The sequence below is a fragment of the Pantoea sp. DY-5 genome (genome assembly GCF_019795955.1).
In the GTDB taxonomy this organism is placed as follows: Bacteria; Pseudomonadota; Gammaproteobacteria; order Enterobacterales; family Enterobacteriaceae; genus Pantoea; species Pantoea leporis.
Genome location: NZ_JAIMIE010000001.1, coordinates 925,776 through 946,731, shown reverse-complemented (window position 1 = coordinate 946,731; position 20,956 = coordinate 925,776). Strand labels below are relative to the sequence as shown.

The 20,956-nt window shown below is 56.5% G+C and carries 17 protein-coding genes; 7 read left to right on the top strand and 10 right to left on the bottom strand.

Translation table 11 applies throughout. From position 1 onward, the window contains the following. Positions 1–158: 158 nt before the first annotated feature. A complete protein-coding gene (locus tag K5Y30_RS04430) occupies positions 159–1,463 on the top strand; it encodes an NAD(P)/FAD-dependent oxidoreductase (protein ID WP_222210578.1) in 1,305 nt (434 codons plus the stop codon). Positions 1,464–1,759: 296 nt separating this feature from the next. Further along, positions 1,760–2,302, top strand: coding sequence for a glycine zipper 2TM domain-containing protein (locus K5Y30_RS04425; protein ID WP_007885735.1), 543 nt, complete (start codon positions 1,760–1,762; stop codon positions 2,300–2,302). Positions 2,303–2,420: 118 nt separating this feature from the next. Here the strand turns inward: K5Y30_RS04425 and mfd are convergent, their stop codons facing one another. Together mfd and K5Y30_RS04415 are read right to left on the bottom strand one after the other, a co-directional pair. Further along, positions 2,421–5,864 (bottom strand): transcription-repair coupling factor, encoded by a 3,444-nt coding sequence (gene mfd, locus K5Y30_RS04420; protein ID WP_222210577.1) that lies wholly within the window; start codon positions 5,862–5,864, stop codon positions 2,421–2,423. Between the two features lie 104 nt (positions 5,865–5,968). Further along, positions 5,969–6,178 carry a hypothetical protein gene (locus tag K5Y30_RS04415; protein WP_008103029.1) on the bottom strand — a complete coding sequence of 70 codons (210 nt, stop codon included), beginning with the start codon at positions 6,176–6,178 and terminating at the stop codon, positions 5,969–5,971. Positions 6,179–6,407: 229 nt separating this feature from the next. On the opposite strand from K5Y30_RS04415, the gene lolC reads away from it, so the two are divergent. The 4 genes from lolC (at position 6,408) to cobB (ending at position 10,475) form a co-directional block, all read left to right on the top strand. Then, positions 6,408–7,607, top strand: a complete 1,200-nt coding sequence (gene lolC, locus K5Y30_RS04410; protein WP_222210576.1) for a lipoprotein-releasing ABC transporter permease subunit LolC — start codon at positions 6,408–6,410, stop codon at positions 7,605–7,607. Beyond that, a complete protein-coding gene (lolD, locus tag K5Y30_RS04405) occupies positions 7,600–8,301 on the top strand; it encodes a lipoprotein-releasing ABC transporter ATP-binding protein LolD (RefSeq protein ID WP_008103026.1) in 702 nt (233 codons plus the stop codon). The genes lolC and lolD overlap by 8 nt, the downstream gene beginning before the upstream one ends. Beyond that, positions 8,301–9,545, top strand: a complete 1,245-nt coding sequence (lolE, locus tag K5Y30_RS04400; protein ID WP_222210575.1) for a lipoprotein-releasing ABC transporter permease subunit LolE — start codon at positions 8,301–8,303, stop codon at positions 9,543–9,545. Before lolD ends, lolE begins: the two co-directional genes overlap by 1 nt. Before the next feature lie 96 nt (positions 9,546–9,641). After that, positions 9,642–10,475, top strand: a complete 834-nt coding sequence (gene cobB, locus K5Y30_RS04395) for a Sir2 family NAD+-dependent deacetylase (protein ID WP_222210574.1) — start codon at positions 9,642–9,644, stop codon at positions 10,473–10,475. A gap of 72 nt (positions 10,476–10,547) precedes the next feature. Here cobB and potD read toward each other — a convergent pair whose 3' ends face one another. Genes potD through potA form a run of 4 tightly spaced genes read right to left on the bottom strand, consistent with a single transcriptional unit; the run spans position 10,548 to position 14,328 of the window. Continuing rightward, complete coding sequence (gene potD, locus K5Y30_RS04390; RefSeq protein ID WP_222210573.1) at positions 10,548–11,591, bottom strand: spermidine/putrescine ABC transporter substrate-binding protein PotD; 1,044 nt, start codon at positions 11,589–11,591, stop codon at positions 10,548–10,550. 10 nt (positions 11,592–11,601) lie between these two features. After that, complete coding sequence (potC, locus tag K5Y30_RS04385; protein ID WP_222210572.1) at positions 11,602–12,375, bottom strand: spermidine/putrescine ABC transporter permease PotC; 774 nt, start codon at positions 12,373–12,375, stop codon at positions 11,602–11,604. Then, positions 12,372–13,232: a spermidine/putrescine ABC transporter permease PotB gene (potB, locus tag K5Y30_RS04380; protein WP_222210571.1), complete on the bottom strand. Its 861-nt coding sequence runs from the start codon at positions 13,230–13,232 to the stop codon at positions 12,372–12,374. The genes potC and potB overlap by 4 nt, the downstream gene beginning before the upstream one ends. Continuing rightward, on the bottom strand, positions 13,216–14,328 hold the full coding sequence (potA, locus tag K5Y30_RS04375) for a spermidine/putrescine ABC transporter ATP-binding protein PotA (RefSeq protein ID WP_222210570.1): 1,113 nt from the start codon (positions 14,326–14,328) through the stop codon (positions 13,216–13,218). The genes potB and potA overlap by 17 nt, the downstream gene beginning before the upstream one ends. 299 nt (positions 14,329–14,627) lie before the next feature. Between potA and pepT the strand changes: the two genes are divergently transcribed. Next, positions 14,628–15,857 carry a peptidase T gene (gene pepT / locus K5Y30_RS04370; protein ID WP_101760812.1) on the top strand — a complete coding sequence of 410 codons (1,230 nt, stop codon included), beginning with the start codon at positions 14,628–14,630 and terminating at the stop codon, positions 15,855–15,857. 225 nt (positions 15,858–16,082) lie between these two features. On the opposite strand, the gene K5Y30_RS04365 is transcribed toward pepT, so the two are convergent. From K5Y30_RS04365 to purB, 4 genes are all read right to left on the bottom strand, one after another. Next, on the bottom strand, positions 16,083–17,204 hold the full coding sequence (locus tag K5Y30_RS04365; RefSeq protein WP_008103010.1) for a cupin domain-containing protein: 1,122 nt from the start codon (positions 17,202–17,204) through the stop codon (positions 16,083–16,085). A gap of 57 nt (positions 17,205–17,261) precedes the next feature. Next, positions 17,262–18,722 carry a two-component system sensor histidine kinase PhoQ gene (gene phoQ / locus K5Y30_RS04360; protein ID WP_101760810.1) on the bottom strand — a complete coding sequence of 487 codons (1,461 nt, stop codon included), beginning with the start codon at positions 18,720–18,722 and terminating at the stop codon, positions 17,262–17,264. Positions 18,723–18,725: 3 nt separating this feature from the next. Further along, a complete protein-coding gene (gene phoP / locus K5Y30_RS04355) occupies positions 18,726–19,394 on the bottom strand; it encodes a two-component system response regulator PhoP (protein WP_176970284.1) in 669 nt (222 codons plus the stop codon). A gap of 181 nt (positions 19,395–19,575) precedes the next feature. Beyond that, positions 19,576–20,946, bottom strand: coding sequence for an adenylosuccinate lyase (gene purB / locus K5Y30_RS04350; protein WP_222210569.1), 1,371 nt, complete (start codon positions 20,944–20,946; stop codon positions 19,576–19,578). Positions 20,947–20,956 lie beyond the last annotated feature (10 nt).

Here is a 20,956-nt window from a genome sequence, read left to right as displayed (position 1 = left end):
AGCTGAAAGATTGATGTACATCAATTTTCTTATGTGATGTCTCTGACGCCGTGATATTCTGCCCTCAGCTCGCGATTTAACGTCGCCAACCCTATGTTTATTAAGGTTTTTATTAACCATTAATTAACTATTGGTTTACAACTTTGAGGGGGTCCTTGTTGACTACATCTATGGAAAAAATCGTTATCATCGGCGGTGGTGCTGGCGGCTTAGAGCTGGCAACGCAGCTCGGTCACAAGCTGGGACGCAAGAAGAAAGCCGAGATCATCCTGGTCGATCGTAACCACAGTCATCTATGGAAACCGCTGCTGCATGAAGTGGCAACCGGTTCGATGGACGAAGGGATTGATGCGCTGAGCTATCTGGCGCACGCGCGTAATCACGGTTTCCAGTTCCAGCTGGGATCGCTGACGCAAATCAGTCGTGAAAACAAAACCCTTGAGCTGGCCGAAATCCGCGATGCGGAAGGCGCACTGTTAGTGCCGCAGCGTGAGCTGGCCTACGATCGCCTGGTCATCGCGCTTGGCAGCACCTCAAATGACTTCGGCACGCCGGGCGTAAAAGATCACTGCATCTTCCTCGACAACCCGCATCAGGCGCGTCGTTTCCACAACGAAATGCTCAACCTGTTCCTGCGTTTCTCGGCCAGCGAAGGCAGCCTGGAAAAAGTCAACATCGCCATTGTCGGCGGCGGTGCCACCGGCGTGGAACTCTCTGCGGAGCTGTATAACGCGGTGAAACAGCTGCACAGCTACGGCTACAAAGGTCTGGATAGCAGCTCGCTGAACGTCACGCTGGTGGAAGCCGGTGAACGCATTCTGCCGGCGCTGCCACCGCGTATATCGGCGGCGGCGCATCAGGAGCTGACCAAACTTGGCGTGCGCGTGTTGACGCAAACCATGGTCACCAGCGCCACCGAAAACGGCTTGAATACTAAAGGCGGCGAATTCATCGACGCCGATCTGATGGTGTGGGCGGCCGGTATCAAAGCGCCAGACTTCCTGAAAGAGATTGGCGGACTGGAAACCAACCGCATCAATCAGCTGGTGGTGAAAGAGACGCTGCAAACCACGCTGGATGACGACATCTACGCCATTGGCGATTGCGCCTCCTGCGCGCTGCCGGGTGGCGGATTTGTGCCGCCGCGCGCGCAGTCAGCGCATCAGATGGCCTCGCGCGCGCTGGAGAACATCCTTGCACAGCGTAAAGACAAACCGTTGAAAGCGTATGTTTATAAAGATCACGGTTCGCTGGTGTCGCTATCGCGCTTCAGCACCGTCGGCAGTTTGATGGGTAACCTGATGCGCGGATCGATGATGGTGGAAGGGCGCATTGCGCGTTTTGTCTACATCTCTCTATATCGTATGCACCAGATTGCGCTCCACGGATACTTCAAGACCGGTCTTATGATGCTGGTCGGCAGTCTTAACCGCGTCCTGCGTCCGCGCCTCAAGCTGCACTGATGATTTTCGGGCGGTGAATGCCGCCCCACGCCACACCAGCTGCCGTAACCCGCTGAAAACTGCACGTTCAGCTTAAGGTTACGGCACTATTTCACCCGCTCTCAGAACTCTCCTAAAAGCTGGCCCTGATGGGTTTCCGCTGCGTTTCCTCCATTAATCTGATGTTGCAATTACGGTCCATCTGTAAAACTTATTACTAACAAACACGGCGCGGCGCGCACGCCGGTTATGCCTCGGCTACACAGGATTTGGTAGCGGCAGGAATGCGCGGTAACAACCTTCAGGAGGACATTCCTGTGAATAAATCAATGTTAGCGGGTATCGGTATCGGCGTGGCAGCAGCGTTAGGTGTTGCCGCAGTCGCCAGCATGGATGTTTTCGATCGCGGCCCGCAGTTTGCACAAGTTCTGTCGGCGACGCCGATCAAAGAGAGCATCAAACAGCCGCGACAGGAGTGTCGCAATGTGACGCTGACCCATCGTCGTGCGGTCCAGGATGAGAATCGCATTGCCGGTTCGGTGCTGGGTGCGGTAGCCGGCGGCGTGTTGGGCCATCAGTTTGGTGGCGGACGCGGACGCGATGTCGCTACGGTAGCGGGCGCGTTGGCCGGTGGTTACGGCGGTAATCAGGTGCAGGGTGCGCTGCAGGATCGCGACACTTACACCACCAACGAGCAGCGTTGCAAAACGGTATATGACAAACAGGAAAAAATGCTGGGGTATGACGTGACCTATAAAATAGGCGACCAGCAGGGCAAAATCCGCATGGAAAACGACCCTGGTACCCGCATTCCGCTCGACCGTAATGGTCAGCTGATCCTGAATTCAAATCAGGCCTAATTGGGCAAAGATGCATCACAGCAGCAGTAACGAAAAAAGCGCCGCAAGGCGCTTTTTTTATGTGTGAGATCCTCAACGCGCACGAAATCGTAGCGGCGCGATTCCGTGCGGATATCCACTAAACCCGGTTTTTCGCCAGCTCGCTGACAAATCCCTGCACCCACTCCATACGGATTTTCCGGTCCGCCATATCGCGGGTGAACTTCAATCGCGTTGGGCCATCCAGCTTCCACTGCTGAGGATCTTTTTGCAGCAGGCCAATCAGCCAGCCTGGATCGACCTGATTCTGCGGCGCAAACTCGAAGAATCCGCCTTTGTCGCTGGCTTCAATCTTACGAATCCCCAACTCGCGCGCCACTAAACGCAGCCCGGCAACATCCAGCAGATTACGCGCGGCATCCGGCAACTTGCCGAAGCGGTCAATCATCTCAACCTTCAGTTCCGCCAAATCCTGCTCATCGGCGGCGCTGGCCACGCGCTTGTAGAGCGACAAGCGGGTATTCACATCCGGGATAAAATCATCTGGCAGCAGGGCAGGCATACGCAGTTCAATTTCGGTTTGATTGCTGGTGAGATCTTCCAGCGACGGCTCGCGGCCCGCCTTCAGCGCATCGACCGCGTTCTCCAGTAGCTCCATATACAGCGTGAAGCCGATGGTTTCCATCTGGCCGCTCTGATCTTCGCCGAGCAGCTCACCCGCGCCGCGAATCTCCAGATCGTGGGTTGCCAGCGCAAAACCGGCGCCGAGATCTTCCAGCGACGCGATAGCTTCCAGACGTTTTTGCGCATCAGTGGTCATCGCTTTTGGATGCGGCGTCAGCAGCCACGCATAGGCCTGATGGTGCGAACGTCCCACGCGGCCACGCAGCTGATGCAGCTGCGCCAGACCAAAGTGGTCAGCGCGTTCAATGATAATGGTGTTGGCGCTGGGTACGTCGATACCGGTTTCGATGATGGTGGTACACACCAGCACGTTAAAGCGCTGATGGTGGAAATCATTCATCACCCGCTCGAGATCGCGTTCGCGCATCTGACCGTGACCAATGGCAATGCGCGCTTCCGGCACCAGATCGGCCAGTCGCTGCGCCGCTTTCTCGATGTTTTCCACGTCATTATAGAGATAGTAAACCTGGCCGCCGCGCAGCACTTCACGCAGGATTGCCTCGCGCACCACCAGGCTATCGTACTCTCGCACAAAGGTTTTCACCGCCATGCGTCGTGCCGGTGGCGTGGCAATAATCGACAGATCGCGCATGCCGCTCATCGCCATATTCAGGGTACGCGGAATCGGCGTGGCGGTGAGCGTCAGGATATCGACATCGGCGCGCATCGCCTTGATCCGCTCTTTATGACGCACGCCAAAGCGGTGCTCTTCATCGACAATCAGCAGGCCGAGATCGTGCCACTTCAGGTCGTTCGACAGCAGCTTATGGGTGCCAATCAGAATATCGACTTTGCCCTCGCGCGCCTGTTCCAGCACCTGACTCTGCTCTTTGGCGGTGCGGAAGCGCGACAGCATCTCAATGCGCACCGGCCAGTTAGCGAAACGATCGCGGAAGTTGTCGTAATGTTGCTGCGCCAGCAGCGTAGTGGGCACCAGCACCGCGACCTGTTTGGCGTTCTCAACCGCCAGAAACGCAGCGCGCATCGCCACTTCGGTTTTACCAAAGCCGACGTCGCCGCACACCAGACGATCCATTGCCAGCGGCTGACACATGTCGCTCAGCACCGCGTTGATCGCCTGGCCTTGATCCGGCGTGGTTTCAAACGGGAAGCCTTCGCAGAACAGCTGATACTGATCGCGGTCGTGCTTAAAGGCAAAGCCGGTTTTGGCTGCGCGCTGAGCGTAAATATCCAGCAGCTCCGCCGCCACGTCGCGCACTTTCTCAGCGGCTTTCTGCCGCGCGCGGGACCAGGCATCGCTGCCAAGTTTATGCAGCGGCGCGTTTTCATCCGCGCCACCGGCATAGCGGCTAATCAGATGCAGTGATGAAACCGGCACGTACAGCTTGGCGTCGCCCGCATAGGAGAGCATCAGATATTCAGCGACGATGCCGCCGGCTTCCAGCGTGGTCAGGCCGATATAACGCCCAACGCCGTGCTCCAGATGCACCACCGGCTGGCCGGGATGCAGCTCGGCGAGGTTGCGGATCAGCACATCAGGATTGATGGTGCGGCGATTATCCTGGCGACGACGACTGACGCGCTCGCCAAGCAGATCGCTTTCGCAAATCAACGCTAGCTGGCGTTGCGTATCGATAAAGCCGCGCTCGCTGGCGCCAATCATCAGGCTAAGCGGCTGATTGGCGGCCTGATCAAAGTGATCGATAGCCTGTGGACGCAGTTTAATGCGCGCCAACAGCTCTTGCAGGCTTTCACGCCGGCCTTCACTCTCAACCGAGAAAATCACTTGGCCGCTGAATTGTTCAAGGAACTGACGCAGCAGATCGAGTGGCGCTTTGGCCTGCGCCTGCACGGTCAATTCCAGCAGCGGCTGATAACCGAGATTGGTATTCGCCGCTTTTTCCGGCAGCGTCTCGCTGCTTAACTGCATGCGCGGCCAGGCTTTCAGTTCGCTCATGAGCGTGTCGGGACGCAGCCACAGCGTGACCGGCTCCAGCAGCGGGCGCATCGGATCGATACGGCGATTCTCAAAGCGCGCGTTGGCGTCAAGCCAGAAGCGCTCGGCGCTGGCCAGCAAATCGCCGCTGTTGAGCAGCAGCGTATTGGCGGGCAGATAGCTGAACAGCGTCGGCAACGCCTGCTCAAAGAACAGCGGCTGCCAGTATTCGATACCGGCGGGCAGCGTACCTTTGCTCACCTGCTGATAGACGTGCTCCGGCTCGCGCCGTACGTCAAAGGTTTCGCGCCAGCGGCTGCGGAACAGCTCGATGGCGGCTTTATCCGTGGGGAATTCATGCGCCGGCAGCAGGTTGATAGCGTTGACCGCCTCCAGCGTGCGCTGCGTATCGACATCAAACAGGCGCAGGCTGTCGATCTCATCGTCAAAGAAGTCGATGCGATAAGGTTGGTCGCTGCCCATCGGGAACAAATCGAGCAGCGCACCGCGCGTGGCGTATTCACCGTGCTCCATCACCTGATCGACGTGGCGATAACCGGCCTGCTCCAGCTGATCGCGCAGCGCATCGCGCGACAGCTTTTGCCCTTGTTGCATCACCAGCGCATGGCCGTGCAGGAAGCTGTGCGGACACACGCGCTGCATCAGCGTGTTGACCGGCATAATCAGCATACCGCGCGTTAAGTTGGGCAGTTGATACAGCGTGGAGAGGCGAGCTGAGATGATGTCCTGATGCGGCGAGAAGCTGTCGTAGGGCAGCGTTTCCCAGTCAGCGAGATGGGTGACCGGCAGATCGGTGAACTGGCGAATCTCCTCCTGCAGACGCAGGGCAGATTGCATATCCGGGGTAATCATCAACACCGGACCGCTGTGGCGTTCGGTGATGCTGGCGCACTCAAGCGCTTGTGCGGCGCCGACGAGCTGACCGAGCTGGCGATGGTCGCCGGCTTTGACTGGCAGGGTATAACGACTCTGTTCCGACATGGGATCTCGACATTCTCTCCTTGGATTACAGGGCGTCATCATTCCATAATCCGCCCTGAGGATCATCTGTCGTGGTGCGATTTCTCACACTTTTGCCGGTTGAGCTACTTACTCGATTGCTGTGTGTAGTGCATACGTGGACGATCGACATTGGCCCATGACAGCTCTTTCTCCAAATGGTAGCTGTGATTGCCGTCGTCCCACTTCACGTAATAGCCGGTTGGCGCATCTCCCTGTTCAAAAACGTTAACGATCTCGCCTTTAATTTCACCCGATTTGTGTTTAACAATACTGCTTTTGGGGAATTTGAACATGGTGTACTCCTCGTCGCCTACGGTATTTCATCTTTAAGTCTACGCCAGCCTATGACGAATAAACGTACAAATAACATCATTAATTTGTCGCAATTTTATGCATAAGCGTTGGCTGGGACGGTTTTTGACACAACTTTGCCGCAGACTCAGAGGGTTAGAGGTTTCATAAAGAGGACGCCTCCTTTATCATCCCACTACTTATTTTCAGGCAACTGCCAAGACGGATCTCATGTATCAACCAGTCGCGTTATTCATCGGTTTGCGCTACATGCGTGGACGTGCCTCAGACCGCTTTGGTCGCTTCGTCTCCTGGCTCTCAACCATCGGCATCACGCTCGGCGTGCTGGCGCTGGTCACCGTGTTATCGGTGATGAATGGCTTTGAGCGCGAGCTGGAAGGCAATATCCTCGGCCTGATGCCACAGGCGCTGATCACCAGCGAAAAAGGCAGCATCAGTCCGAAGTCGTTGCCCGCCGATAATCTCCAACTGCAAGGGGTTAAGCGCATCGCACCGCTGACCACCGCCGATGTGGTGCTACAAAGCGCGCGTAACGTCTCGGTCGGCGTGATGCTCGGCATCAATCCCGACGAACAGGATCCGCTGACGCCATTCCTCGTCAACACCCAACAAAGCGTGCTGCAGCCGGGCCAGTACAACGTCATCCTCGGTGAACAGCTGGCTGCACAGCTGGGCGTGAAGCGCGGCGATCAGCTGCGTCTGATGGTGCCATCGGTCAGCCAGTTCACGCCGGTGGGGCGCTTGCCGAGCCAGCGTATTTTCACCGTGGCTGGCACCTATGCCGCCAACAGCGAAGTGGATGGCTATCAAATTCTGGTCAATCAGCAGGATGCGTCACGTGTGATGCGCTATCCGCTCGGCAACATCACCGGCTGGCGTTTGTGGCTGGATAAGCCGTTAAGCGTTGATGCGCTCAGCCAGCAGAAACTGCCGGAGGGCCTGACGTGGAAAGACTGGCGCGAACGCAAAGGCGATCTGTTCCAGGCGGTGCGCATGGAGAAAAACATGATGGGCCTGCTGTTGAGCCTGATCATCGCGGTGGCGGCCTTCAATATCATTACCTCGCTTGGCCTGCTAATCATGGAGAAGCAGGGCGAAGTGGCCATTTTGCAAACGCTGGGTTTAACCCGCCGCCAGATTGTCGCAGTGTTTATGGTGCAGGGCGCCAGCGCGGGCATTATTGGCGCGCTGCTGGGCACCGTGCTTGGCGTGCTGCTTGCCAGCCAGCTGAATAATTTGATGCCGGTGATTGGTCTGTTCCTTGATGGCGCGGCGCTGCCGGTCGACATCAATGTGTTGCAGGTGATCACTATTGCGCTGGTCTCGATGGCCGTCGCGCTGCTTTCTACCCTTTATCCGTCGTGGCGCGCTGCCGCCGTCCAACCCGCTGAGGCTTTACGTTATGAGTAATACTCCTTTGTTGCAGTGTCGTGACCTGTGCAAACGCTATCAGGAAGGCAGCGTGCAGACCGATGTGCTGCGCAATGTGGCTTTCAGCCTGCAGCCGGGTGAACTGACGGCGATTGTCGGCAGCTCCGGTTCGGGTAAAAGTACCTTACTGCATCTGCTTGGCGGCCTGGATGCGCCGACATCAGGCGATGTGATTTTTGACGGTAAATCGCTGAATGCGATGTCGTCGGCCGCGAAAGCCGAGCTGCGCAACCGCGAGTTGGGCTTTATCTATCAGTTCCACCATTTGCTGCCGGACTTTAGCGCGCTGGAGAACGTGGCGATGCCACTGCTGATTGGCAAAATCGGCAAAGCGGAAGCGGAGTCTCGCGCGCGTGAAATGCTGGCGGCGGTCGGGCTGGAAAAACGTGCTGCGCATCGGCCTTCTGAGCTGTCGGGCGGTGAACGTCAGCGTGTGGCGATTGCCCGCGCGCTGGTGAATCGTCCGCGGCTGGTGATGGCCGATGAACCTACCGGTAACCTCGATGCGCGCAACGCTGACGCGATTTTCGAACTGCTCGGCGAGCTGAACGTCAAGCAGGGCACCGCTTTTCTGGTAGTGACGCACGATCTGCAGCTGGCGAAACGCCTGAGCCGCCAGATGGAAATGCGCGACGGTGAGCTGAGCGACCAACTGACGCTGGGAGTGATCTGATGGCTTCATCATTATCTCTGCTGCTCGGGCTGCGTTTTAGCCGCGGTCGGCGGCGTGGTGGCATGGTCTCGTTGATCTCCATCATCTCCACTATCGGCATTGCGCTGGGCGTGGCGGTGCTGATCATCGGCCTGAGCGCCATGAACGGCTTTGAGCGTGAGCTCAACAACCGCATTCTGGCGGTCGTGCCGCACGGTGAAATCGAGCCGGTGAATCAGCCATTCCGCAACTGGCAACCGATGATCGCGCCGATTGAGCAGGTGGCTGGCATTGCCGCCGCAGCGCCCTATATCAACTTCACCGGGCTGATTGAGAGCGGTGCGAAGCTGCAGGCGCTGCAGGTGAAAGGCGTCGATCCGCAGCAGGAAGCGCGTCTTAGCGCCTTGCCGAGCTTTGTTGCCGGTGATGCCTGGTCGCAATTCGCGGCCGGTAAACAGCAAATCATTCTGGGTGGCGGCATCGCCAAATCGCTCAACGTGAAACAGGGCGACTGGATCACCATCATGATCCCGAATAATGATGGCGAGAATAAGCTGCTGCAGCCGAAACGTATTCGTCTGCAGGTCAGCGGCGTGCTGCAACTGAGCGGCATGCTCGATCACAGCCTGGCGCTGGTGCCGTTGGCCGATGCGCAGAAGTATCTGGATATGGGCGATAGCGTCAGCGGCATCGCGCTGAAGATGAACGACCCATTCCAGGCGCAGAAGCTGGTGCGTGACGCCGGTGAAGTGACGCACTCATACGTCTACATCAAGAGCTGGATTGGCACTTACGGCTACATGTACCGTGACATCCAGATGATTCGCGGCATTATGTATTTAGCCATGGTGCTGGTGATTGGCGTGGCCTGCTTCAACATCGTTTCGACGCTGGTGATGGCGGTGAAAGACAAGAGCAGCGACATCGCGGTGCTGCGTACGCTGGGCGCCAAAGATGGTTTGATTCGCGCCATCTTTATCTGGTACGGCTTGCTGGCGGGCCTGCTCGGCAGCGTCAGCGGCGTGGTGGTCGGTGTGCTGGTGGCGCTCAATCTCACGCCGGTGATGCGCGTGTTTGAGCACCTCACCGGACATCAGCTGCTGGCTGGCGATATCTATTTTATCGATTTCCTGCCGTCTGAACTGCACTGGATTGATGTGATTTCGGTGCTGGGCACCGCGATTGTCCTGAGCCTGATTGCCAGCTGGTATCCGGCACGACGCGCCAGCCGTATCGATCCGGCCCGCGTGCTGAGCGGTCAGTAAAGATAAAACGCAGCCGCCGTGTGGCTGCTATTATCGGGCAGATGATCCCGAAAATACCCGACGCGCGGCGATAAACGCCGCAGATAAGGAGCTTTTATGCGCATACCGCGCCGCCGCCTACGACTCGCCCGCGACAAAAAAAACCGCCGCAAGGTGCATCAGCGCTTTCGCCAGCGCATCTTCGAGCGCGATCGCAAAGCTGAACTGGCCGCGCATCCGCAACCGCGCGTGGTGGTGCTGACCGGCGCGGGTATCTCCGCCGAATCCGGTATTCGCACTTTCCGCGCCGCCGATGGCTTGTGGGAAGAGCACCGCGTGGAAGATGTCGCCACGCCGGAAGGTTTTCAACGCAATCCGGCGCTGGTGCAGGCGTTCTACAACGCGCGCCGTCAACAGCTGCAGCAGCCGGAGATTCAGCCCAACGCCGCGCACAAAGCGCTGGCGGAACTGGAGCAGGTGCTGGGCGATAACTTCCTGCTGGTGACGCAGAATATTGATAACCTGCACGAACGCGCCGGCAGCCAGCGCGTGCTGCATATGCACGGTGAACTGTTGAAAGTGCGCTGTGTCAGCAGTGGACAAGTGCTGGACTGGACCGAAGATTTAACCTCGGACGATCGCTGCACCTGCTGCCAGTTCCCGGCCATGCTGCGCCCGCACATCGTGTGGTTCGGCGAAATGCCACTGGGGATGGAAGAGATTTATCAGGCGATTGAGCAGGCGAATCTGTTTATCGCCATTGGCACCTCGGGCCACGTCTATCCCGCCGCCGGTTTTGTCCACGAGGCGAAACTGCAGGGCGCGCATACCGTGGAGCTGAATCTGGAACCCAGCCAGGTCGGCAATGAGTTTGCCGAGCGTCATTACGGCTTAGCCAGCGAAGTGGTGCCAGAGTTTGTGCATACGTTTTTGCGTGGGTTGTATAAGTAGCGATCGTTGTAGGGTGCGCATTAATGCGCACCTGGCATGCCAGGTCGCCATGAATGGCGACCCTACGAAAGATTAACGTCCCGCCTTCAGCTTCTGGAACAGCGTCTCATACTGCACGCTGGCTTCACCGACATCGTTCTGCCACTCGCCGTTTTTAATTACATCCTCGTCAGGATACAGCGAAGGATCGCTGGCCACTTCCTGTGGCAGTAACTTCTTCGCTGCCAGGTTTGGCGTGGGATAGCCGATGGTTTCCGCCACCTGTGCCGCCACATCCGGACGCAGCAGGAAGTTAATCAGCTTCAGCGCGCCTTCACGGTTTTTCGCATTGGCCGGAATCGCCAGGTTATCCATCCAGAAAATCCCGCCTTCCCGCGGCCAGATAATCTGCAGCGGCGTGCCTGCCTGGCGCGCCACGTAGGCGGAACCGTTCCAGATCATCCCAACGTTCACTTCGCCTTCCATAAACGGATTTCCTGGATTATCGGAGTTAAACGCCAGCACGTTCGGCATCAGCTTTTTTAACTCTTCATAAGCGGCTTCGATCTGCTTGGGATCGCGGGTGTTGCCCGAATAGCCCAGCTTACGCAGCGCCATCTGGAACACTTCACGCGCATCGTCGGTCAGCAGCAGGCTTTGCTTATACTCAGGCTTCCACAAATCGGCCCAGCGGGTAATGCTTTTGGCATCCACTTCGTCAGTGTTGATGCCAATGGCGGTCGCGCCCCAGATATAGGGGATCGAGTAATCATTGTTAGGATCAAACGGCTTGTTGAGCAGGTTAGGATCGAGGTTTTTGAAGTTGCTGAGCTGGGTTTTATCGATCTTTTGCAGCATGCCTTCATTACGCATTTTGGCGACGAAGTAGGTTGAAGGCACCACCAAATCGTAGGCGCCATCTTTCCAGGTCTTCAGCTTGGCATACATGCTTTCATTGGATTCGTAGGTGGAGTAAATCACCTTGATGCCGGTCTCTTTGGTGAACTGCTCCAGCAGTCCCGGCGGCACGTATTCGGTCCAGTTATAGAAGTAGAGCGTTTTGCCGGCATCCGCCTGCGCGCTCTGCATGCCCAATGCCAGCGCCCCAGCCGCCAGCCAGTGAGACCACTTTTTCATCGATTATCCTCTATTTGGTTTTATCACGGAGCAACAGCTGACTGAGCGCCACCAACAGCAGCGACAGCAGCAGCAAAATTGTCGCCAGCGCGTTCACTTCCGGTGACACGCCAACTTTCACCATCGAATAGATTTTTAACGGCAAAATTTCGAAGCTCGGGCCGGTGACGAACGACGATACCACGACATCGTCCATCGACAGCGTAAAGCTCAGCAGCCAACCCGCTGCGACCGCCGGCAGCGCCAGCGGCAGCAGAATTTTGCGCAAAATGGTGACTTCGCTGGCACCAAGATCTTTGGCGGCTTCCAGCATGCGCACATCAAACCCTCTCAGGCGCGAATAGACGGTGATCACCACGAACGGCAGGCAGAAGGTGATGTGCGAGAACAGCAGCGACCAGAAGCCCAGCGAAATGCCCAGCAGCATAAACAGCACCAGCAGCGAAATCGCCATCACGATATCCGGCGACATCATCACCACAAACAGCATGCCGCTAACAAACGGTTTACCACGGAAGCGATAGCGATAAAGCGCGACGGCGGTCAGCGAGCCGATAATCGTGGCGCAGCTGGCAGAGAGCACGCCCATCAGCAATGAGTGCTGGGCCGCCTGAATCAGGCTGTCGTTATTCATCAGCAGGCGATACCACTGCGTGCTGAAGCCCTGCCAGTTAATGCCGAAACGCGAACGGTTGAAGGAGTTGACGATCAGAATAATGATCGGGATATAAAACCAGGCGTAAATCACGGCCATGAAGCCGCCGCGTAACCAGCGCGCCATCATTGCAGTTCCACCTTGATGTTCAGCATACGCGCTGCGCGCCAGTAAGCCAGCAGCATAAGCCCCATCAGCAGCGTCATCACAATGCTGGTGGCAGCACCGAACGGCCAGTCACGGATATTCAGGAACTGGCTCTTGATCACGTTGCCAATTAACAGGTTTTTCGCGCCGCCCAGCAAATCCGCTACAAAGAACAAGCCCATCGCCGGGATAAACACCAGCAGGCAACCGGCGACAATGCCCGGCATGGTGAGCGGCAGAATGATGCGTAAAAAGGTTTTCACTTTATTCGCGCCAAGATCGCGCGCCGCTTCGAGGCAGGATTTATCCAGCTTTTCCAGGCTGGAGTAGAGCGGCAGCACCATAAACGGCAGCAGAATGTAGATCAGCCCCAGAATCACCGCTTCCGAGGTGTACATGATGCGGAACGGTTTATCGATCACCCCGAGCCACAGCAAAAATTCATTCAGCCAGCCGCGCGTGCTGAGGAAGATTTTCAGACCGTAGATACGGATCAGCGAGTTGGTCCAGAACGGCACAATTAGCAGGAACAGCATCAGCGGACGCAGGCGCGCCGGCAGTTTCGTCAGACACCAGGCAAACGGATAACCGAGCAGCAGGCAGCACAGTGTAGCAATCAACGCCATATTCAGCGAATGCAGCAGCACGTCGGCGTAGAGCGGATCGAGCAGCCGCGTATAGTTATTGAGGGTGAAGGCCATACTGACAAAATGCGCATCGTCGCGCGTCAGGAAGCTGGTGGCGAAGATCATCAGGTTGGGCAGCAGGACAAACAGCGAGAGCCAACTAACGATCAGTGCAACAATCACTTTCTGCAGGCGGTTACGCATCAACTTCATACGGCAGCACCACCTCCCAGTTGGCAACCCAGCTGACGGCCATTTTCTGGTTCAGCGAGTGATCAAAGTCGGGATCGTCTTCATTAAAGAACTCGCTCACCGTCAGCAGCTTGCCATTCTCCAGCTCAACAGTAGACTCCAGCGTCATGCCTTTATAGTTGCGCTCGCGCACGAAGCCGATCAGATTATCGCTGCGGCTGTCGTGGTCGATCTCTTCAACGCGCAGATCTTCCGGGCGCAGCAGCACGTGCAGTTTATCGCCGACGCTGACCGGGAAATCACATTGCAGCGTGCATTCAAGGCCTTCCACACGCGCGCGGATTGTAGGCGCATGTTCGCTGTTCAGCACCTCGGCATCGAACACGTTAATCTCGCCAATAAAGCGCGCCACAAACAGGTTGGCGGGCTCTTCGTAAATCTCGCGTGGCGTGCCGTCCTGTTCGATGCGGCCATCGCGCATTACCACGATACGATCGGACATGGTCAGCGCCTCTTCCTGATCGTGCGTCACAAACACAAAGGTGATGCCAAGCTTACGCTGTAGCGCTTTGAGCTCGTTTTGCATCTGGCGCCGCAGCTTGTAATCCAGCGCCGACAGCGACTCGTCCAGCAGCAGCACTTTCGGGCGATTGACCACCGCGCGTGCAATCGCCACGCGCTGCTGCTGACCGCCCGAAAGCTGATGCGGACGGCGATCGGCAAAATTCTCCAGCTGTACCATCGCCAGCGCATCGTTAACGCGCGTGGTGATCTCCGCCGCCGGGGTTTTCTGCATGCGCAGGCCAAAGGCGACGTTCTCAAACACCGACATGTGCGGGAACAGCGCGTAGCTCTGAAACACGGTGTTGATGTGGCGATGCTCGGCGGGCAGATCGGTGATGTCGTTATCATCAAGAATGATGTGACCGCGATCGGCCGCTTCCAGCCCGGCAATCAGGCGTAAAATGGTGGTTTTTCCGCAGCCGGAAGGGCCAAGCAGCGTGATGAACTCGCCGTGACGGATGGTCAGGTCAAAGTCAGAGATGATGGTTTTGCCATCAAAAGCTTTACTGATGCCAGAAAGCGTAACCAGCGCAGGCGCGCGTGTTTGCGTCATTTTAGTCACTCAGTCTGATGGTGAATCAGGTTACAGCATAGCCGCTGGTGGCCGCTTGCTGTGATGAAGGGCGCGATGATACCGCAAAAATGTGTCAATGCCATGTTTTGCCACGGATTTACCTTGAAAACTCTGAAAAATGCCGGAGTATGCGTAACGGATAAGTCGGACAGGCGCGAGTGAGCGAATTTTCAACGCAAGTCACGTTGAGAGAGCTAACCTGAAGGATAATGATTTGACGCAACATGGTGCCATTTGGCCACCATGATAATGACGCAGGTTCTTTAGAGGGATGACAGATGGATCAATTACTTGAGCGTTTTCTCAGTTATGTTGCAGTAGAAACTCAGTCAAAACCTCAGGCACGACAGGTGCCAAGCAGCGAAGGGCAGTGGACGCTGGCGCGTCAATTACAGGAAGAACTTATCGCGCTGGGCTTTGTTGATGTCTCTCTGAGCGATCACTGCTGTGTGATGGGCACCTTACCGGCTAACGTTGATTGGGCCACGCCGGTAATCGGCTTTATTTCGCATATGGACACCTCGCCGGATTTTACCGCCAAAAACGTCAATCCGCAGATTATTGAAAACTATCGCGGTGGCGATATCGCGCTCGGTAACGGTGATGAAATTCTGTCACCGGTGATGTTCCCGGTCCTGCACAAGCTGATCGGTCATACGCTGATCACCACCGATGGCAAAACGCTGCTCGGCGCGGATGATAAAGCCGGTATCGCCGAGATCATGACCGCGATGGCGCGTCTGGCAAAAGGGGATACGCCACACGGTGCGATTCGCGTGGCCTTTACACCCGATGAAGAGATTGGTCGCGGCGCGTCGCACTTCGACGTCGAAGGCTTTGCCGCCGATTGGGCGTATACCGTTGATGGCAGCGATCTCGGCGAGTTCGAGTTCGAGAACTTCAATGCCGCTACCGCGATGGTTAAAATCACCGGCAACAACGTGCATCCAGGCAGCGCTAAAAATGTGATGGTCAATGCGCTGGATCTGGCGATGCGCTTCCACGCGGAACTGCCAGCCAAAGAGAAGCCGCAGTATACCGACGGCTATGAAGGCTTCTTCCATCTGCACACCATCAAAGGCACGGTTGAGCACGCCGAGCTGATGTATTTGATCCGCGATTTTGATGCCGACAGCTATGAACAGCGTAAACAGCTGCTGGAAGAGATTGGCCAGCGCGTCAGTAAAGGGCTGCAAAGCGAATGTTCGGTGAAAGTAGAGATCAGCGACAGCTATCGCAACATGCGCGAGAAAGTCGAACCGCATCCGCACATTATTGAGCTGGCGCTGCAGGCAATGCGCGATTGCGGCATCGAACCGAACGTCAAACCGATTCGCGGCGGCACCGACGGCTCTGCGCTGTCGTGGAAAGGATTGCCATGCCCGAACCTGTTCACCGGCGGCTACAACTATCACGGCAAGCACGAGTTCGCCTCACTCAATGTGATGGCACAGTCGGTGGATGTGATTGTGCGTTTGGCTGAGCTGGCGGGGCAGAAGAAGGGGTGATGGTGATTGCATAGTGCGGGTTGTCCCCCATGCCGGCCTTCCCCCATAAATGGGGGAAGGAGACGCTGCCCCATGCAGCTCCAAAACGAACATATGGCAGCATCATCCTCCCCCATTTATGGGGGAGGACCGAGGAGGGGGACAGCCAGCACCGACCGAGGAGGGGGACAGCCAGCACCCACCGAGCACCCACCGAGTTTTAGAAACCCCGAGACAGATTGAAACTTACTCGCCGAAGAACCAATACCCGCTATTCACCAACGCCGCCAGCTGCGCCAGCAGTGAAGGGTCGTCCAGCGCATCGCCGAAATCTTCCAGCGTCAGCACGTGATTGTGCGCCAATGCTGCCAGCACATGCGGATGGCTGCTGGTGATCGATTCACCGTTCACAAACACCACATCGCCAATGGTCAATACGCGCAGGCCGCCGAGCCGCGTCAGCGCATCGCCTTGCTGCAATGCATCGTAGATTTCGTCCGGTTGATACGGCGGCTCTGGCGGTGCGACGTCCAGCTCATGACGCGACTGAGAAATAAACTCGCCAAACCACTGATTAAACTGCTCCGGCTGGTTAATCACATCCATCATGACTTTGCGGATGCCTTCCAATTCAGACGGCAGAATTTGCGATGGGCATTCACGCGATGGCACATCGGGATCGCTGTAGCGGTAGCTGCCCAATTCGTTGGCCAGCATGTGATCGGCAAAACCGCTGATCAGCTCGCGACCGTTCGGTGCGCGGAAGCCGACCGAATAGTTGATGGCGTTTTCCAGCGAATAGCCTTCGTGCGGGAATCCTGGCGGAATATAGAGAATATCGCCGGGCTCCATCTCTTCATCGATGATGGCGTCGAAAGGCTCAACCTGCAGCAGATCCGGATGCGGGCAGTGCTGTTTCAACGGCACTTTTTCACCCACGCGCCAGCGACGGCGGCCAGTGCCCTGAATGATAAACACATCGTACTGATCGAAATGCGGACCGACGCCGCCGCCCGGCACGGCAAACGAGATCATCAGGTCGTCAACACGCCAGTCGGGCAGAAAACGGAACGGACGCATCAGTGCGGCAGAAGGTTCATGCCAATGGTTGACCGCCTGAACCAGCAGCGACCAGTTGCTCTCACCGAGATGATCGTAGCTTTCAAACGGGCCGTGGCTGACTTGCCATTTGCCCTCGTTATGGCTGACAAGGCGGCTATCCACCTCATTTTCCATCGCCAGACCGGCCAGCTCGTCAGGAGAAATAGGATCGACGAAGTTTTTAAATCCACGTTTAAGCACTACCGGGCGTTTCTGCCAGTAGCGTTGAATAAAGTCGGGCCAGTTGATATCGAGCTGATAGTCCATATGAGGAGTCCGTTTGCTGCAAAGAATGATGGCAAGTATAACAGCCCGCGTCCCTTTCTACTCGCGGTGATGCTCGACTTCCTGGCGCTGGAAAATCACTTCCATACGCGCGCCGCCGAGCGGGCTGGTGGTGGCGATCACCTGGCCGGCGTACTGTTCGAGGATGTCGCGCACCACGGCTAAACCTAATCCCTGGCCGGGACGCAAGGTGTCGGCACGCTGACCTCGCACGAAGATCAGATCGCGTTTGCTCTCCGGGATGCCGGGGCCGTCATCATCAATAAACAGATGCAAAGTGTTGTCGGTTTGTCGTGCGGTGACTTCAATAAATTCGAGGCAATATTTGCAGGCGTTATCCAGCACGTTGCCAAGCACTTCCATAAAGTCATTCTTATCGCCGATAAAGGTCAGCTCCGGCGAGATATCCAACGTGATCGCCACGCCCTTGCGTTGATAGACTTTATTCAGTGCCGAGCACAGGCTATCGAGCAGCGCCGAAACCGAATGCAAATCGCGCTGCAGAGGATTGTGATCGGCCTGCATGCTGGCGCGATGCAGGTAATAACCAATCTGCTGCGAGATGCGGCTGATCTGCTCCAGCATCACCGGTTCGGCCTGTTCAATGGTTAACTCTTTACCATTGCGTAACGATCGCAGCGTACTTTGCAGCACTGCCAGCGGGGTTTTCAGGCTATGGGTGACATCCGACAAGGTGGTGCGATAGCGCGTGTAGCGTTGACGTTCGTTGGTCAGCAGCAGGTTAAGATTGCGCACCAGACTGCGTAACTCTTGCGGCGGATTGTCATCAAGATTCTCGCGCTGACCGGTTTCCAGCTCGCGCACCTGCGAAGTGAGATCGCCTATCGGCCGCAAACTCCAGTGCGCCGCCAGCCACAGCAGCGGGATCACCAGCAGCAGATTGGCCGCCAGCACATAGCTAAACCACGACCACACCACATCGGAATGCTGCAACTCTTGCGGAATTGAGTCGACCACCACAATGGTCAGCGCCGGTAAGTTGGTGGTGGCATCGTAGCGATTGACCGCGACCGAGTGGGTGAAGGTGTCACTGCTGTCGCTATCCAGCGCGTGCAGCCGCTCTTTCGCCTGCGGGTTGTTGCCCATCGCCGCCATGCTGGTGCGATTGCTGGTATCGATTTCGTAGAAATCGGGCTTGAGCAGCCATTCACGATGGATCTTTTTGCGGATTTCGGGCACATCGCGCTGCTGCCACAGCAGTTTGCCGCGTTCATCGTAGATAAAGACCAGCGTGGGGAAATTGAGCGTCATGCGCTCCGGCTGGCCGATGGTGAGCTGATTGTCGTGCCACTGCGCCAGCGTAAAGAACAGATTGCTCTCGCCGCGCATCACGCGATAGGTATTTTTATCGAAACTGACGACATAGCCAACCACCGCGACCATGCCGTAGGAGAGTGACAAAAACAACACGATCGCCGCGGTCGCCAGCAGAAAACGAGCGCGGAGAGAGAAGGGGCGTAAACGCCGGAACCACGTCATAAATCAGAGATCAAAGCGATAGCCCTGGCCGCGTACGGTGTTGATCACTTCGGTTGGATAGAGTGAGAGAATTTTTTTACGCAGACGGCCCATCAACACGTCGATGGTGTGACTTTCGCGCAGTTCGGCATCCGGATAGAGCTGCAGCATCAGCGAATCTTTGCTCACCACTTTACCCGCGTTGCGAATCAGGGTTTCGACGATGGTGTATTCGAAAGCGGTCAATTTTACCGGTTCATCTTGCACCGTCAGTTCGCGGCGAGAGAGATCGACCTGGAACGGCGGCATGGAGATAATTTGCGACGCGTGTCCGCTGTTGCGACGCATCAGCGCCTGCAAGCGTGCAGCCACTTCTTCAATGTGGAACGGCTTAGTGACGTAGTCGTCGGCACCCGCTTCCAGCGCTTCCACCTTGGCCTGCCAGCCTTCGCGCGCGGTTAACACCAGAATCGGTTGACGTACCGCATCGGTGCGCCAGCGGCGAATCAGCGACATGCCATCTTCATCGGGCAAACCGAGATCGACCAGCGCGATGTCGGGGATATGTTCTTGCAGGAAATAATCCGCTTCTTTGGCATCTTCTGCAGCGTCGACCTGATGGCCCATTTCACGCAATTGCACGGCGAGGTGATGGCGCAGCAGCGCATTATCTTCCACAACCAGAACACGCATAGTATTTCCTTAGCTTCGAACGTAGTGATGATGGAGTGAGTATATGCGAAGGCAGCTAAACCGCAGATTAACACTGGGCGATGTTGGAAGACATCAGGTCACCATAAATGGCGACCCTACAGCGCGGATGTCGTAGGGTGCGCATTGATGCGCACCCAAAACACACACCTGTTGCTGGCGACTATTTTAAATCATCAACCATCTGAATCGCGCGGCCGAGGTAGTTGGCTGGCGTCATCTGCTTCAGACGCACTTTTTCCTCTTCCGGCAGTTCGAGGCTATCGATAAAGGTCTGCATGCCTGCAGCATCAACGCGTTTACCGCGCGTCAGCTCTTTCAGCTTCTCGTACGGTTTTTCGATGCCGTAACGACGCATCACGGTTTGGATCGGCTCAGCCAGTACTTCCCAGTTGTGATCCAGCTCGTCCAGCAGACGATCGCGGTTCACTTCCAGTTTAGAGATGCCTTTCAGTGTGGCTTGATAAGCGATCAACGCATAACCAATGCCCACGCCAAGGTTACGCAGCACGGTTGAGTCGGTCAGGTCGCGCTGCCAGCGTGAAACCGGCAGTTTGCTGGCCAGATGCTGCATCATCGCGTTAGCCAGACCGAGGTTGCCTTCGGAGTTTTCGAAGTCAATCGGGTTCACTTTGTGCGGCATGGTGGACGAACCGATTTCACCGGCGATGGTTTTCTGCTTGAAGTGATTGAGCGCCACGTAGCCCCAGATATCACGATCAAAGTCGATCAGAATGGTGTTGAAGCGCGCGATGCAATCAAACAGCTCTGCGATGTAATCGTGCGGCTCGATCTGCGTGGTGTAAGGGTTCCAGGTGATGCCTAGCGAGGTAACAAACTGCTCGCTCAACTGGTGCCAATCCACTTCCGGGTAAGCGGAGATATGGGCGTTATAGTTACCGACCGCACCGTTGATTTTACCCAGCACGTCAATTTTGCTCAGCTGACGCAACTGGCGCTCGAGACGGTATGCCACGTTCGCCATCTCTTTGCCCATGGTTGACGGCGTTGCCGGCTGACCGTGGGTGCGTGACAGTAGCGGAATGTCACGGTATTCATGCGCCAGACCTTTAACTGCCTCGATCAGCTGATTCCAGAACGGCACGATCACATCGCGACGTGCGGTTTCCAGCATCAGCGCATGCGACAGGTTATTGATATCTTCGGAGGTGCAGGCGAAGTGGATGAATTCAGACACCGCATGCAGCGCGGCTACATCGGCCACTTTTTCTTTCAGGAAATATTCCACGGCTTTAACGTCGTGGTTGGTGGTGCGCTCGATGGTTTTGATGCGCGCCGCGTCTTCTTCGCTGAAATTGGCGACAATGGCATCAAGGAAAGCGTTTGCGTCGGCATCAAATGCAGGAACTTCCTTGATCTCTACAGTCGTAGCCAGTTTCTGTAACCAGCGAACCTCAACCTCAACGCGGAATTTCAGCAAACCGAACTCGCTGAAAATGGCGCGCAGTGGGCTGACTTTATCGCCGTAACGACCATCGACAGGTGAAACGGCGGTCAGAGAGGATAATTCCATCAGTGCAACT

Bases quoted from the DNA above. Each gene is read 5' to 3' on its own strand.
- potB (WP_222210571.1), bottom strand. From the start codon at position 13,232: ATGAAGTTGATGCGTAACCGCCTGCAGAAAGTGATTGTTGCACTGATC.
- K5Y30_RS04415 (WP_008103029.1), bottom strand. From the start codon at position 6,178: ATGTTCAAATTCCCCAAAAGCAGTATTGTTAAACACAAATCGGGTGAA.
- potC (WP_222210572.1), bottom strand. From the start codon at position 12,375: ATGATGGCGCGCTGGTTACGCGGCGGCTTCATGGCCGTGATTTACGCC.
- pepT (WP_101760812.1), top strand. From the start codon at position 14,628: ATGGATCAATTACTTGAGCGTTTTCTCAGTTATGTTGCAGTAGAAACT.
- lolE (WP_222210575.1), top strand. From the start codon at position 8,301: ATGGCTTCATCATTATCTCTGCTGCTCGGGCTGCGTTTTAGCCGCGGT.
- potD (WP_222210573.1), bottom strand. From the start codon at position 11,591: ATGAAAAAGTGGTCTCACTGGCTGGCGGCTGGGGCGCTGGCATTGGGC.
- lolD (WP_008103026.1), top strand. From the start codon at position 7,600: ATGAGTAATACTCCTTTGTTGCAGTGTCGTGACCTGTGCAAACGCTAT.
- phoQ (WP_101760810.1), bottom strand. From the start codon at position 18,722: ATGACGTGGTTCCGGCGTTTACGCCCCTTCTCTCTCCGCGCTCGTTTT.
- potA (WP_222210570.1), bottom strand. From the start codon at position 14,328: ATGACGCAAACACGCGCGCCTGCGCTGGTTACGCTTTCTGGCATCAGT.
- purB (WP_222210569.1), bottom strand. From the start codon at position 20,946: ATGGAATTATCCTCTCTGACCGCCGTTTCACCTGTCGATGGTCGTTAC.
- phoP (WP_176970284.1), bottom strand. From the start codon at position 19,394: ATGCGTGTTCTGGTTGTGGAAGATAATGCGCTGCTGCGCCATCACCTC.
- mfd (WP_222210577.1), bottom strand. From the start codon at position 5,864: ATGTCGGAACAGAGTCGTTATACCCTGCCAGTCAAAGCCGGCGACCAT.
- cobB (WP_222210574.1), top strand. From the start codon at position 9,642: ATGCGCATACCGCGCCGCCGCCTACGACTCGCCCGCGACAAAAAAAAC.
- lolC (WP_222210576.1), top strand. From the start codon at position 6,408: ATGTATCAACCAGTCGCGTTATTCATCGGTTTGCGCTACATGCGTGGA.
- K5Y30_RS04365 (WP_008103010.1), bottom strand. From the start codon at position 17,204: ATGGACTATCAGCTCGATATCAACTGGCCCGACTTTATTCAACGCTAC.